The 13,849-nt window shown below is 66.1% G+C and carries 14 protein-coding genes; 10 read left to right on the top strand and 4 right to left on the bottom strand.

Annotated elements, in window-relative coordinates:
- Positions 1-99: 99 nt before the first annotated feature.
- Positions 100-771: a 4-carboxy-4-hydroxy-2-oxoadipate aldolase/oxaloacetate decarboxylase gene (locus IP68_RS04010; RefSeq protein ID WP_054133650.1), complete on the bottom strand. Its 672-nt coding sequence runs from the start codon at positions 769-771 to the stop codon at positions 100-102.
- 99 nt (positions 772-870) lie between these two features.
- Here IP68_RS04010 and IP68_RS04005 point away from each other — a divergent pair, with 99 nt between their 5' ends.
- From IP68_RS04005 to pobA, 7 genes are read left to right on the top strand one after another with little or no spacing between them, the layout of a single operon-like run.
- Positions 871-2,076 carry a LysR family transcriptional regulator gene (locus IP68_RS04005; RefSeq protein ID WP_054133649.1) on the top strand — a complete coding sequence of 402 codons (1,206 nt, stop codon included), beginning with the start codon at positions 871-873 and terminating at the stop codon, positions 2,074-2,076.
- A gap of 54 nt (positions 2,077-2,130) precedes the next feature.
- Positions 2,131-3,000: an NAD(P)-dependent oxidoreductase gene (locus IP68_RS04000; RefSeq protein WP_054133648.1), complete on the top strand. Its 870-nt coding sequence runs from the start codon at positions 2,131-2,133 to the stop codon at positions 2,998-3,000.
- Positions 2,997-4,022, top strand: a complete 1,026-nt coding sequence (locus IP68_RS03995; protein ID WP_054133647.1) for an amidohydrolase family protein — start codon at positions 2,997-2,999, stop codon at positions 4,020-4,022. Before IP68_RS04000 ends, IP68_RS03995 begins: the two co-directional genes overlap by 4 nt.
- A complete protein-coding gene (gene ligA / locus IP68_RS03990; RefSeq protein WP_054133646.1) occupies positions 4,019-4,429 on the top strand; it encodes a protocatechuate 4,5-dioxygenase subunit alpha in 411 nt (136 codons plus the stop codon). The genes IP68_RS03995 and ligA overlap by 4 nt, the downstream gene beginning before the upstream one ends.
- On the top strand, positions 4,429-5,271 hold the full coding sequence (locus tag IP68_RS03985) for a class III extradiol dioxygenase subunit beta (protein ID WP_054133645.1): 843 nt from the start codon (positions 4,429-4,431) through the stop codon (positions 5,269-5,271). Before ligA ends, IP68_RS03985 begins: the two co-directional genes overlap by 1 nt.
- Positions 5,268-6,209, top strand: a complete 942-nt coding sequence (locus IP68_RS03980) for a Gfo/Idh/MocA family oxidoreductase (protein ID WP_054133644.1) — start codon at positions 5,268-5,270, stop codon at positions 6,207-6,209. Before IP68_RS03985 ends, IP68_RS03980 begins: the two co-directional genes overlap by 4 nt.
- Positions 6,206-7,384, top strand: a complete 1,179-nt coding sequence (gene pobA, locus IP68_RS03975) for a 4-hydroxybenzoate 3-monooxygenase (protein ID WP_054133643.1) — start codon at positions 6,206-6,208, stop codon at positions 7,382-7,384. The genes IP68_RS03980 and pobA overlap by 4 nt, the downstream gene beginning before the upstream one ends.
- A 125-nt stretch (positions 7,385-7,509) precedes the next feature.
- Here pobA and IP68_RS03970 read toward each other — a convergent pair whose 3' ends face one another.
- Positions 7,510-8,400 carry an SH3 domain-containing protein gene (locus IP68_RS03970; RefSeq protein WP_054133642.1) on the bottom strand — a complete coding sequence of 297 codons (891 nt, stop codon included), beginning with the start codon at positions 8,398-8,400 and terminating at the stop codon, positions 7,510-7,512.
- 397 nt (positions 8,401-8,797) lie between these two features.
- Here IP68_RS03970 and IP68_RS03965 point away from each other — a divergent pair, with 397 nt between their 5' ends.
- The 3 genes from IP68_RS03965 to IP68_RS03955 are packed head-to-tail and all read left to right on the top strand — an operon-like array spanning position 8,798 to position 11,450.
- Positions 8,798-9,478: a response regulator transcription factor gene (locus IP68_RS03965; RefSeq protein WP_054133641.1), complete on the top strand. Its 681-nt coding sequence runs from the start codon at positions 8,798-8,800 to the stop codon at positions 9,476-9,478.
- Positions 9,475-10,866 carry a HAMP domain-containing sensor histidine kinase gene (locus IP68_RS03960; RefSeq protein WP_054133640.1) on the top strand — a complete coding sequence of 464 codons (1,392 nt, stop codon included), beginning with the start codon at positions 9,475-9,477 and terminating at the stop codon, positions 10,864-10,866. Before IP68_RS03965 ends, IP68_RS03960 begins: the two co-directional genes overlap by 4 nt.
- Positions 10,863-11,450, top strand: coding sequence for a hypothetical protein (locus IP68_RS03955; protein WP_156317928.1), 588 nt, complete (start codon positions 10,863-10,865; stop codon positions 11,448-11,450). Before IP68_RS03960 ends, IP68_RS03955 begins: the two co-directional genes overlap by 4 nt.
- 210 nt (positions 11,451-11,660) lie before the next feature.
- Here IP68_RS03955 and IP68_RS03950 read toward each other — a convergent pair whose 3' ends face one another.
- On the bottom strand, positions 11,661-12,884 hold the full coding sequence (locus IP68_RS03950) for a cytochrome P450 (protein ID WP_054133638.1): 1,224 nt from the start codon (positions 12,882-12,884) through the stop codon (positions 11,661-11,663).
- Entirely contained in the window at positions 12,884-13,849 is a 966-nt protein-coding gene (locus IP68_RS03945) for a ketopantoate reductase family protein (protein WP_054133637.1), read from the bottom strand. Before IP68_RS03945 ends, IP68_RS03950 begins: the two co-directional genes overlap by 1 nt.

Genomic DNA, 13,849 nt, shown 5'->3' with positions numbered 1-13,849 from the left:
GGGGGGGGGGTGGCCGGGAGGGCGTCGCCCTCACCCTTCCCACTCGGCTGCGCCTCGCGGGCCCCTTCCCTCTCCCAATGGGAGAGGGCAACTTTGCCCTCAGACATACTTCAGCCCCATCTCGGCGAGCCGCGGGCGCATGTCGTAGATGTCGAGCCCGAGTTCGCCAGCCGCCAGCCGCTGGCGCTTGGCTTCCTCGGCGGCCTCGCGCGCCTGCGCCTTGGCCAGCACCGCCGCTGCGTCCGCCCGCTTGACGACGCACACGCCATCGTCATCGGCGACGATCACGTCACCCGGCTGGATCGCCACGCCCGCACAGACGATCGGCACGTTGACGCTGCCCAGCGTGTTCTTGACCGTCCCTTGGGCGAACACCGCCTTGGACCAGACCGGAAAGCCCATCTGGGTGAGGTCGCGCACATCGCGCACCCCGGCATCGATCACCAGCCCCCGGCATCCGCGCGCCATCGCGCTGGTCGCCAGCAGGTCGCCGAAATAGCCGTCGACGCACGGGCTGGTCGGCGCCAGCACAAGGACATCGCCGGGCTGCAGCTGCTCGATCGCGACATGGATCATCCAGTTGTCGCCGGGAGCCGCTGAGATCGTCACAGCATTGCCCGCGATGCGTGCGCCTGCGTAGATCGGGCGCATATGGTGCGCGAGCAGGCCGATGCGGCCCTGCGCCTCGTGAACGGTTGCGACACCCGCAGCCCCCAGGCCATCGACAATGTCGAGAGCGGTCCGTTCGATATTCTGCACCACCACATTCATGCGCAACACTCCCTTGGAGCTTCCCCGTGCTCCCATGATCCCGCCGAACGCCAATCCAACTTGTGGACAGCCAATAGGTTTTTGCTATGTCTGGTGTTCATGCTCAAGCCGTTCGATCTCAACCTGCGCCATCTGCGTGCACTCGGCAACGTGGTGGCGCTGCGCAGTCTCAACCGCGCGGCAGAGGCCGCAGGCCTGTCGCAACCCGCGCTGACGCAGGGCCTTGGCAAGCTTGAAAAGCAGATCGGCGTGCTGTTGTTCGACCGGCATTCGGGCGGCGTCACCCCTACCGCCGCGGGCCTTGCGCTGGCTGAACGGGCAGAACGGGCGTTTGCGCATCTGGCATCCGCGACCCGGCGGCCAGGGCGCACCGGCGCGCGCGGCTTTTCCCGGCCCGAACAGCTCATGACCGCGACCCAGCTCGAAGCCTTTCTGCATTTTTCCGACGCGCAGGGCTTTGCCGGTGCCGCCGCCGCGAGCGGTCTGTCGCAACCCGGCATCCACCGCGCGGTGCGCGAGCTCGAGCAGGTGTGCGGGACAGCGCTGGCCGAGCGACGCGGGCGCGGCATGGTGCTGACACCCGCCGGGCGATCGCTGGCGCGCGGGGTCCGGCTGGCGGCGGGCGAGCTGGCGGCGGGAATGGACGAGGCACGCGGTGATCCCGAGGTCGGCGGGCGGATCGCAATCGGTGCGATGCCGCTCAGCCGCGCTTTGGTGGTCCCGCGTGCCATCGCGCATTTCCTGCGCGAAAGCCCCGGCACGGTGATCGACGTCGTCGAAGGATCGTGGCGCGAACTGATCGATCCGCTGCTCGACGGCATCATCGACGTGATGGTCGGTGCGCTGCGCGAGAACCCGCCGCCGCAGATCGATCAGGTTGCGCTGTTCACCGACCGGCTGGCGATCTTCGCGCGCAAGGATCATCCGCTGGCCGGACGCCGGGTGACGCTGGATCAGCTGCGCGGCCAGTCCTGGGTCGTGGGCCCGCAGGGAACGCCGCTGCGCGCGCACTGGGAGGCGCTGTTTGCAGGCGATCCTCCCCCGGTTCCGGTCGAATGCGGGTCGGTGATGGTCATCCGCGGGCTGGTGATGCAGAGCGACCTGCTGACCCTGCTGTCCCCCGACCAGATCGCGGTGGAGCTCGACACCGCGATGCTGGTGCGGATCGATCTCGACCTGCCCGGCAGCGTGCGCACGATCGGCATCAGTACCCGCCGCGGCTGGCGGCCCACGCGCGCGCAGCAGCGGCTGGTCGATCTGCTGCATCAGGCGTCCATCGAGACAAGACTTCACGAAAACCAATAGGGGGCCCAGCAATTGGATTGGTGAGAGCAAGGCTCGCTGGCCTAGGGCCACGCCATGATGCCAGCGACCACCTTTATCGGCTTTGGAGAAGCGGGCCGCGCCTTTGCCACGGCGGGCGCGCGGGCGTTCGACCGCAAGACGCTGCACGAGCGCGAACGCGAACGCGGCGCGATGCTCGCTGCCTATGACGCTGCCGGTGTCGAAGGCGTGGACGATGCCGCGAGCGCCCTGTCGGGTGCGCAGGTGGTGCTGTCATTGGTGACTGCAGACCAGGCGCTGGCAGCGGCGCTCGATTGTGCCCCGCTGCTTGGTGCGGGTGCCTTGTGGCTCGACATGAACAGCGTCGCGCCGGGCACCAAGCGCCATGCAGCTCAGGTGATCGAGGCTTCAGGCGGACGCTATGCCGATGTCGCGGTGATGGCGCCGGTGCTGCCCGCGCGCAAAAATGTGTCGCTATTGGTATCCGGTGCCCATGCTCAGGCTGCGCTTGAGGCCCTGACGCTGCTCGGCTTTGCCAACACCGCCGTCGCCGGACGTGCAATCGGCGATGCGTCGGCGATCAAGATGATCCGATCGGTGATGGTCAAGGGATTGGAGGCGCTGAGCGCCGAATGCGCGCTGGCCGCAGACCGCGCGGGGGTGACCGATGCAGTGATCGCCTCGCTCGACGCGAGCTGGAAGGCGCAATCCTGGGGCGAGCGTTTCGATTACAACCTCGACCGGATGATGGCGCACGGCCTGCGCCGCGCGGCCGAGATGGAAGAGGTCGCGGTGACGCTGGAAGACCTTGGCGTCGACCCTGTGATGACCCGCGGCACCATCGCCCGCCAGCGGGACCTGGGCGTGTTGGCGATCACGCCGCCCGAAGGCCTGGGCGCAAAACTGCATGCCATCACCGCTGCCGGACAGAAAGCCCCCGCATGACCATGATCATCGACTGCCACGGCCATTACACGGTCCTCCCCAAGGCGCACGACGCCTGGCGCGAGGAGCAGAAGGCCGCGTTCAAGGCGGGGGCGATCTGCCCGCCCTATCCCGAAATCTCGGACGACGAAATCCGCGAGACGATTGAGGCCAACCAGCTGCGGCTGATCAAGGAACGCGGTGCGGATCTCACGATCTTCAGCCCCCGCGCCTCCGCGATGGCACCGCATGTCGGCGACGAGGGCGTGGCGCGCGAATGGGCGCGGCGCTGCAACGATCTGATCGCACGCGTGGTCGGCCTGTTCCCGGGCGTGTTCGCAGGCGTGTGCATGCTGCCGCAAAGCCCCAAGGCGGATATGCAGGGCTCGATCGAAGAGCTCGAACGCTGCGTCACCGAACTGGGCTTTATCGGCTGCAACCTCAACCCCGATCCGGGTGGCGGGCGGTTCGAGCATCCGCCGCTGACCGATCGCTTCTGGTATCCGTTCTACGAAAAGATGGTCGAACTCGATGTGCCCGCGATGATCCACGTCTCGGGCAGCTGCAACCCGGCGATGCACGCCACCGGCGGCTATTATATCGCGGCGGACACGATCGCGTTCATGCAGCTGCTGGAAGGCGACCTGTTCGCCGATTTCCCCACGCTGCGCTTCATCATCCCGCATGGCGGCGGCGCAGTGCCCTATCACTGGGGGCGCTATCGCGGCCTTGCCGACATGCTGAAAAAGCCCGCGCTCGACACGCATCTGATGAACAACATCTTCTTCGATACCTGCGTCTATCATCAGCCGGGGATCGATCTGCTTGCCGATGTCATCGACAACAAGAACATCCTGTTCGGCAGCGAGATGGTGGGCGCGGTGCGCGGCATCGACCCCACCACCGGGCATTATTTCGACGACACCAAGCGCTATGTCGATGCGCTCGATATCGGCGAGGCCGAGCGGCACATGATCTTCGAGGGCAATGCCCGCCGCGTCTTTCCCAGGCTGGATGCGCAATTGAAGGAGCGCGGCCTGTGAGCCACCCTACCGACATCCACGCCTATCTCGCCGAGCTCGAGGACATTCCGGGCACCCGCGTGTTCACCGCGGCGCGCGCACGGCAGGGATATCACCTCAACCAGTTCGCGATGAGCCTGATGGATGCTGACAGCCGCGCGCGGTTCAAGGCCGACGAGCGCGCCTATCTCGACGAATGGGCGATACCGGAAGAGGCCAAGCTTGCGGTTATGGCGCGCGATTACAACGCGATGATCGATCTGGGAGGCAACATCTACTTCCTCTCCAAGCTGTTCTCCACCGACGGCATCGCCTTTGCCGAGGCGGTGAGCACGATGACCGACATGAGCTGGCCAGAATACCGCCAGATGATGATAGATGGCGGCCGCTCGCCCGAAGGCCTGCGGTCGATCAGGGAGAAGCGCTGATGGCCCGGATTACCGCAGGCGTGGCCAGCAGCCATGTTCCTTTGCTGGGCGTGGCGCACGACCAGGGCAAGGAGCGCGACGACTATTTCGGTCCGATCTTCGCAGGCTATGACTGGACGCGGGAGTGGGAGAAGGCGCAGCAGCCCGATGTCGTTATCCTGATCTACAACGACCATGCCTCCGCGTTCGACATGAAGATCATCCCGACCTTCGCGATCGGGTGCGGCGAGCGCTACAAGCCGGCGGACGAGGGCTGGGGACCGCGTCCGGTTCCCGATGTCATCGGCCATCCGGACCTCGCCTGGCATATCGCCCAAAGCCTGATCCTCGACGAATTCGACATGACGATCATCAACGAGATGGACGTCGACCATGGCCTGACCGTGCCGCTGAGCATGATGTTCGGCAAGTGCGAGGTTTGGCCGACCACGGTGATCCCGCTGGCGGTCAATGTCGTCACCTATCCGCCGCCGTCGGGCAACCGCTGCTGGGCGCTGGGCGAGGCGATCGCGCGCGCAGTCGCCAGCTTCCCGGAGGATCTCAACGTGCAGATCTGGGGAACCGGCGGGATGAGCCATCAGCTGCAGGGACCGCGCGCAGGCCTGCTCAACCGCGAATGGGACAACCGCTTCCTCGACATGCTCGAGTCGGATGACGACGCGGTGCGGCACATTCCGCACATCGAATATCTGCGCGAGACCGGCAGCGAGGGCATCGAGATGGTGATGTGGCTGATCATGCGCGGCGCACTCGGCAAGAGCGTGAAGACGCTGCACCGCCATTACCACATCCCGTGCAGCAACACCGCCATCGGCCATCTGGTATTGGAGCCACAGACATGAGAATTGCCCTCGCAGGCGCAGGTGCCTTTGGTGAAAAGCATCTCGACGGATTGAAGCTGATAGACGGGGTGGAGATCGTCTCGATCGTCAGCCGCAGGCTGGAGCAGGCGCAAGCCGTCGCCGAAAAATACGGCGCGGTGCATGCCACGACCGACCTGGATGAAGCGCTGGCGCGCGATGACGTCGATGCCGTCATCTTGTGCACGCCGACGCAGATGCATGCTGCACAGGCCATCGCCTGCATGAACGCGGGCAAGCATGTGCAGGTCGAAATCCCGCTGGCGGACAGCTGGGCCGATGCGCAGGCGGTGGTCGACAAGCAGCGGGACACCGGCCTTGTCTGCATGGTCGGCCACACCCGTCGCTTCAACCCCAGCCACCAATACGTTCACAACGAGATCACGAGCGGCAAGCTCAACATCCAGCAGATGGATGTGCAGACCTATTTCTTCCGCCGCCGCAACATCAACGCCAAGGGCGAGCCGCGCAGCTGGACCGACCATCTATTGTGGCACCATGCCGCGCATACCGTCGACCTGTTCGCCTATCAGGCGGGTCGCATTGTTCAGGCGAACATGCTGCAGGGCCCGATCCATCCCGAGCTCGGCATCGCGATGGACATGTCGATCCAGCTCAAGAGCGAGAGCGGCGCGATCTGCACGCTGTCGCTGAGCTTCAACAACGAAGGCCCGCTGGGCACCTTCTTCCGCTATATCGGCGACACCGCGACCTATATCGCGCGCTACGACGATCTGGTGAACGGCAAGGAAGAGCCGATCGATGTCTCCAAGGTCGCGGTATCGATGAACGGCATCGAACTGCAGGACCGAGAGTTCATCGCCGCGATCCGCGAAGGACGCGAGCCCAACTGCTCGGTGGCTCAAGTGCTCGATTGCTATCGGGTGCTCGGCGATCTCGAACGGCAGCTCGGCGCATGACGGCCCAGCGGACCCAGGTCGCGATCATCGGCTCCGGTCCCGCCGGGCTGATGCTGGGCCATCTGCTCAAGGCCGAGGGCATCGACTGCGTGGTGCTGGAACGCCAGACCCGCGCGCATGTCGAAAGCCGCATCCGCGCAGGGGTGCTCGAGACGGTGACCACCGACATCATGCACCGGCTGGGGCTGGGGGCGCGGATGGATGCCGAAGGGCTGGTCGAGGACGGCTTCAACCTCGCCGATGGCGACATGCTGGTGCGGATCGACATCAAGGCGCTGACCGGGCGCAACGTGGTGGTCTATGGCCAGACCGAGCTTACCCGTGACCTGATCAACGCAGCCCCCGAGCGCGGGCTGAACATCGTGTTCGAGGCGGCCGATCTGGCGCTGCACGATGTCGACAGCGATCATCCCAGCGTGAGCTATGTCGCAGATGGCGTCGCGCACACGCTCGCATGCGATTTCATCGCCGGATGCGACGGTTTCCACGGCCCTTCACGCCGCGCCATTCCTGCAGACGTGGTGCGCGAGTACACCCATGAATATCCGTTCGGCTGGCTGGGTATCCTCGCCGATGTGCCGCCCTGTCATGACGAACTGATCTACGCCAATGGCCCGCGCGGCTTCGCCCTCGCATCGATGCGATCGCCGACGCGCAGCCGCTATTACATCCAGGTGCCGCAGGGCGAGAGCATCGACAATTGGTCGGAGGGCCGGCTGTGGGACGAGCTCGAAGGCCGCTTCAACGGCATTTCGCAGCACGGCGTCACGCGCGGCCCGGCGCTGGAGATGTCGATCGCTCCATTGCGCTCCTATGTTTTCGAGACGATGCGCCATGGACGGCTGTTTCTCGCCGGTGACGCGGCACATATCGTGCCGCCGACCGGCGCCAAGGGCCTGAACCTTGCCGCATCCGATGTCATCTATCTGTCCGACGCGCTGATCGGCCATTATCGCCAGCGCGATGAAGCCGGGCTGCTCGGCTACGAGCGCCGCGCCCTGGCGCGGATCTGGAAATCGGAGCGCTTCAGCTGGTCGCTCACCAAGCTGATGCACAGCTTTCCCGAGCAGGGCGCCTTCGAGCGCCGCATGCAGATCGCCGAGCTCGATTATCTCGCCAACTCGCCCGCGATGCAGACCGCAATCGCCGAGAATTATGTCGGGTTGCCGCTTTAGCTAGGCTGCACCGGTCCTGAGCCGGGACGCAGTCGCCTCGCACTGACCTGCTGCAAACAGGAAAGGGCGCCAACCTTGCGGATGGCGCCCTCCTGACGGTGGAAAGCTTGCGCTCGGGTCGCAATCTAACGCAGGTCCTCCACCGAAACCCATCCCTTGGTGCCGTAGGTGTCTGTCACCTCGACGAAAAGCCCTTCCTTCTGACCGGTCGGGATCAGCGCGGTCTCTGCCCTGAGCGCGCGGACCTCGGGTGCTTCCGCCGCTGCGGTGGCGCGCATCTTTGTGTCCACCGCGACGATATATTTCGCCGTCTCGGCTGCGGCTGGCGCGGCAGGTTGCACGGGTGCCAATGCGCCTGCCTGCGATGCCAGCGTATTGTACGCCTCGATAAACGCGCTGGTCAGCATCTTGCCATCCGCCGACGATCCATACTGACCGAGCTGCCCCTGGCTGGCCGCGACCCAGTCGGTGCTGCTGAGCACGCTGATGGTCGATTTCTGGCTCTGGCCGCTGCCCGACAGCAGCGTCTGTCCGTTGGCCGGATTGACGAGACGAAGCCCGGCGGTAACCGTCTTCTTCTTGCCGCCCAGACCTCCCAGCATCCCGAACATCGCGCCGCCGAACGGCACTCTTGAGAGGATCGCGCCGGCTGCGCCCGAATGCACCAGCCCGGTGGTCAGCGCGCCCTTGGCGGCGTCCATCGTGCGGTCGATCTCTTCCTGCGACCCTGCCACCGCGGACATCAGATAGTCTGCAGGCTTGCCCTCGGCGCCGGTATGCAGCGTGAAGCAGCCCGATTGCTGCACGATCGCGCCCAGCATGCCGCGCGGGCTGGACAGGCCCATCTTGGCCCAGCCCTGCGTGTCGCCATCGGTGATCGCGATCGAGCCATGGGGCGTCGCGCACTTGGTGACCTCGACCTCTGCGGGCGGCTTGCCCGCGTGCGCCGGTGCAACTGCCAGGGCTGCGAAAGCGGCGGCAGACAATGCCGATGCGAACTGTGTGCGGGCTTTCATGAGGTGCCTCCTGCAGAGCGTTGCTTGATGAAGGCAGGTTAGGCGGTGGCTGCGATTCTTGCGCGTTACAAGCATTGAACGAAAGATGACAAAATCCGTTAGAGACCCGACCTATCCGAAAATTTCACGCTTTCGCCTGCAAATCCGAAAGGCTTGGCCGTTCAACCAGGCGCGGTCGCGGGGATTCGGCCAACCGGCCCAGTACGGTTCGCGCGCGCCCTAACGGGATTTGTAACAAGCTTATTGTGCCAGGCTTGCTAGAAGGAAGCGCTCAAGCCCGGACGATCGGATCAAGGCCGTGGTTGCCCGATGCGCGGTTCATGGGCCATAAACCCGGATCGCCGGTTGGCCTGCGGGCAGGACTGGGCAGGGCTGGGGCAGGACAGGTGTAACGCACATGATGAAGATCCTGTATGTTGAGGACGATCAGCGCGCCGCCGCCGAGGTGCGCCAGCTGGCCCGCGAGAACGGCGATCAGCTGGTGTGGGAAGACAGCGGTGCGGGCGGTCTGCTGCGCGCCGGTCTGGAAAAGTTCGATGTCATCATTCTCGACCGGATGCTGGGCGATCTTGACGGTCTCACCATCCTGCGGCGGCTGCGCGAAAGCGGCGTGGGCACGCCGGTGCTGATGCTCTCGGCTTTGGGCCGCACCAGCGACCGCTCCGAAGGGCTGGAAGCGGGCGCGGATGATTATCTGGCCAAGCCGTTCGAGGCGATGGAGCTGATGGCGCGGATCCGCGCGCTGCACCGGCGGGCGTCGGGGCAGGAGCACAGCGCGGTGATCCTGTACGGTGCGTTCGAATGCCATGTTAAGGCGCGTACCGCCTTTCGCCAGAACCGGCACCTCGCGCTCAGCCCGCGCGAGTTCGAACTGTTTCGCTATTTCATGGACAATGCCGGCGAGATCGTCACCCGCGAGATGCTGCTGCGCGATGTGTGGAACATTGCGTTCGACCCGCAGACCAATGTGGTCGATGTCAATATCGGGCGGCTGCGGCGCAAGCTCGAGGACGGCTTTGCCACCCCTGCGCTGGAGACGATCTGGGGTTCGGGCTACAGGCTGCTCGACGGCCGATGACCCGCGCTGCCCGCCGTTCCATTTTCACCCGCATCGTGGTGATGGCCATTGCCCTTTCGGGGGTCCTAGTCGCAGGACTGTGGCTGGTGACCGACCAGACCATCCGCGCGACGCTCGAGGCATCCGCGCGCGAGGCGGTCGATGTCGATCTGGCGGGGCTTGTCGATATCCATGCCAGCGGCGGGCGCGACGAGCTGGCGCGGCGCATCGGCGACCGGCTGATGATCCGCCCCGCCGATGGCAGCCTGCCGCACTATCTGCTGGCCGATGCAAAGGGCGCGCGGATTGCAGGCGACATCGCCGCCTGGCCTGCTCTCGATGCGCGCGTGTCGGAAAGTGGCTTCATCCGCATCGGCAACGCCACCCATGTCTATGCCCGCGCGACGCAGCTAGGCCCCGACCTGAAGCTGGTGGTCGCGCAGGAGGCGGGCGATGGCCAGCCGCTGCTGGGCCGCATCGCGTTGGTATTCCTGGGCGGGGGTCTGGTGTTTGCGCTGGTCATCGGGCTGTTCGGGCGCAGCGCCGGGGGCAATCTCAAGCACCGTGTCGAAGCGATCAACCGCGCGTTTCGCAGCCTCGATGGCAAGCCGCTCCGCAGTCTGGCCGATGGCGCGGCGGCTGACGGCGCACTGGTCGATGGCAAGGTGGCCAATCACAACAGGGGCGACGAGATCGACGAGCTTGCCGGCCACAGCGCTGCCTCGCTCGCGCGGATGCGCGATCTGATGGAAGCCTATCGCGATACCTCCGATCAGGTCGCGCATGAAATCCGCACCCCGGTGATGCATCTTGACCGGCGGCTTGCCAAGCTGCTCGAGGGTCAGCCCGATCCGGCCACGGCGCAGGCGCTGGTTGCGGCGCGCGGCGACATCCGCCATTTGGTCGGCACGCTCGAATCCTTGCTGGATATCGCCGCAAGCAAGGCGCGGCGCGGCGACCGGACCGGGTTGAAGCGCATCGATCTGTCGGCCATGCTGCGCGGCATCTGCGAGCTTTATGCCGACAGCTCGGAGGAATCGGGACACCGCTTTGCGTGGGATATCGCGCCGGACGTGTTCATCGAGGGCGAGGAAGCGCATCTGGGGCGACTGGTGACCAATCTGCTGGACAATGCCTTCAAATATGTGCCCGCAGGCGGCAGCGTGACGGTGTCGCTCGCCACAGGTCCCGTGCTGACGATCGCGGACGACGGCCCCGGAATTCCCGAGGCCGATCGTGCGCGGATTTTCGAGGCCTTTTATCGCAGCGGCAATGTCGACCAGCGCCAGCCGGGCAGCGGGCTGGGCCTGGCGCTGGCGCGCGCGATTGCCGAGCGGCACGGCCTCACGCTGGGACTAATGGACAGTCCCCAAGGCGCCTGTTTCCAGCTCAGCAAGGAGGCGGCATGATCCGCGTGCGCATTCCCCTTATGGCAGGTGTGCTGGCGTCTGCGCTGGCGTCCTGTGCCCCGGGCACATCGAGCGCAGAACTTGCCAGGCCCCCGGCTGCAGCACCGCAATCGGGCGCCGCGCGGCTGGCCGATGCGCTGGCCAGCGCGGACGCCGCCGTCCAGGCCGGCAACGACACCGCGCTTGCCAGGCCGCTCGCGATGATCCGGGGCATGGGCGCTCGGCCGCTGGATGATGCCACCGCCGCGACGACCGCCCAGTGGGAGGCGCGGCTCCCCGATCAGGCCCCGCCGCTGCGCGGACGCGCGCTCGGCCCCGGCTATCGCCACGGAATGCTCGGCGCGGGCGGTGACGTCCGCATCGAACAGACCTTCCTCTCGGGCCAGAAGGCCTCGATCGCGCTGTCATCGCCCGATGCAGTGGAGCTGCGGCTGCAGGTGGTCGACGGGACGTCGCAGTCCGTCTGCCAGCACACCGCCTCGCGGCCGATCTGCGAATGGGTCCCGGTGTTCACGCAGCGCCACCTGATCCACGTCATCAACCCGGCCAAGCGCAAGGCGCGGTTCTATCTGGTGGTGGAATAGCAGGTGGCCGCACCGGTTTCTGGCCAAATGATTGGCGGTTGATCCAGCGTGATGCCTCGCTGTTGCCCGCCCGGCGAGATGTCTGCTGTCATCCGCGAATAGGCTTTGGGCATTCAGGCGTTGCACAAGTCGCCCAGGGGCGCTCCGGCTTCAGCCATGCAGGGCCTGGATAAGCCGCGGCCATCACCTCAAGCTCAATCCCCGCAACCCCTAGCGTGGAACGAGGCTGAGCGGCAGCCGGCGCAGACCATAAGGGTGCCAGAACTCGTGCTTGATTTGCCCATCGGGCCTGAAGCTGTGCGTTGCCGCCAGAAGCTCTTCCAGCACCACGCGGATTTCCTGGCGTGCCAGGATATTGCCGATGCAGCGGTGAATGCCGACGCCGAAGGCGATATGCTGGCCTGAGCGACGGCCCATGTCGAAGCATTCCGCATTTTCGAAGGCTGACGCGTCGCGATTGCCCGATGCAAAAGCCAGCAGCACGCTGTCGCCCGCTGCCAGCTCCCTCCCGCCGACCACTGTGTCCGCCATGACCGTGCGCGGCATCTGCAGCACCGGGGTGCGCAGCCGCAACATCTCTTCGATCGCTGCGGGAATTCGGGTGGGATCGCTGCGCAGGCTCTGTTGCAGATCCCCGTCTCCCGCGACGAAGCCGATGCACATGCCAAGCGCGCTGGTCGTCGAATCATGACCCGCCGCCAGCAGGAGCCGCACCACGCCGTCGATCAGCGGGCGGGTGACCGCGGGCTCGGTCGGCATGGCGGCGAGCATCGCCGATACCGGATCGTCATCTGCCTCGTGCGTGCCCCGCTCGATCCGCGAAGCGACGGTGTCGCGCGCATAACGCCAGAGCAGCGCCTCTGCCTCCTCGAAGGCTGCGCGCTCGGCGGGATCGGGCGATCCCTGGAAATAGGCGTGTTCGCATGCGAGCTTGATCGTCTCCCAATCCTCCGAAGGCTGGCCAAGCCAGCGCAACAGGATCTGAGGCGGCAAGGGCCGCGCAACGCCGTGTGCCGCATCGCCGCTGCCGGTGGCCAGGATCGGCGCGAGCAGGTCTCGCGCCAGCGCGCGAGTGAAGGGCTCCATCTGGTTGATCGCCTTGGGCAGGAAATAGGGCTGGAGCATCCGCCGCCAGATGCGGTGTTCGGGCGGGTTCGATTCCAGCGGCGGTCTGCGTTCACCCGCAAAGCGCTGCGATTGCCCGAAGGTTTCGGGATCGTTGGCAGCGGCGACGATGTCGTCGTACCGCGTTAGCACCCATGCGGCCCGCCCTGCGCCATTGGTGCCGCTTCCTGCCTGCAACGCGACCGGGCACTGCGCGCGCAGCTGCGCGAAGTGCACCTCGGGCGGAAGACCGGAGGCACCCGGGGGTGTCGAGACATCCGGCGCCTGGGTTTGCAGCGCCCTGGGCGGATTGCCGCGCCTGACCTCCATCAGCCAAGGTCCGCCGTTGCCCGAGCCTGTGCCTGCAGGCGGGCGGCCTTGCCATATGCCAGCCCGCATAGCAGATCGAAGCATGGTGTCGCGATGCCGTGCTGCCGTGCAATCATCTGCGGTGCGGTCAGCAAGGCTGCTGCCTCGATCGGTCGCCCGGCGCGCGAATCCTGCAGCATCGAACTGAAGTGCCCGGGCGCGGGGGCGGCCCTGGCGGCGTCGATTGCGAGGCCTTCGGCGCGCGCGACTGCCGCCAGCTCTTCGGCGATGGCCACACCCGCCGGGCCGAGCCAGGCATCGTCGAACACCTCGCGCGAGGTGCGTTCATCCAGGAACGAAAGCACCGAGACCGACGCATTGCCGATCAGTTTCTGCCAGATTGCGGCACGCAGGTCGTCGGTGTCGGGCGACTCGATGCCAGCGGCGCGCAGCACCCGTCTGAGCTGCGCAACGCGGGCCTGCGAGCCTGGATCCACGGCGCCGATCGTCAGCCGGTTGCGCTGGGGCGAGGTGTTGCGGATGATGTTCGGGGCCAGCTTTGCGTTGGCCGAATAGATCACCGCGCCTGTGCTCCGTTCCCGGCCGACCACGTGTTCCACAGCCCCATCGGGATCGAGCAGCGGCTGCAATCCTGCCGCCGGATACCACCAGGGAATGCCGTTCTGGGCGAACACCACCAACGTATCGCGATGCAGCAGGGGGGCCGCGGTTGCAGCGAACGCGGGCAGCTGATGGGCCTTGGCGGCCACGATCACGGCGTCTTGTGCGCCGAGGCTCGCCGGGTCATCGCTCGCGCTGAGCCGCGCTTCGAGGACGTCGTCGCCTGCCAGTACCTGCAGCCCGTCGGCATTGATCGCGGCCAGTGCAGCGCCGCGTGCGACGAGCGAAACCTCGTTTCCGGCCAGCGCCAGCCGAACCGCCAGATTGCCGCCAACGGCTCCTGCCCCGAAGACGCAGATCCGCAC

The sequence above is a fragment of the Blastomonas sp. AAP25 genome (assembly GCF_001295965.1).
Taxonomy (GTDB): domain Bacteria; phylum Pseudomonadota; class Alphaproteobacteria; order Sphingomonadales; family Sphingomonadaceae; genus Blastomonas; species Blastomonas fulva.
The sequence above is the reverse complement of the archived record's forward strand: the minus strand, read 5'-3'. Positions and strand labels throughout refer to the sequence as shown.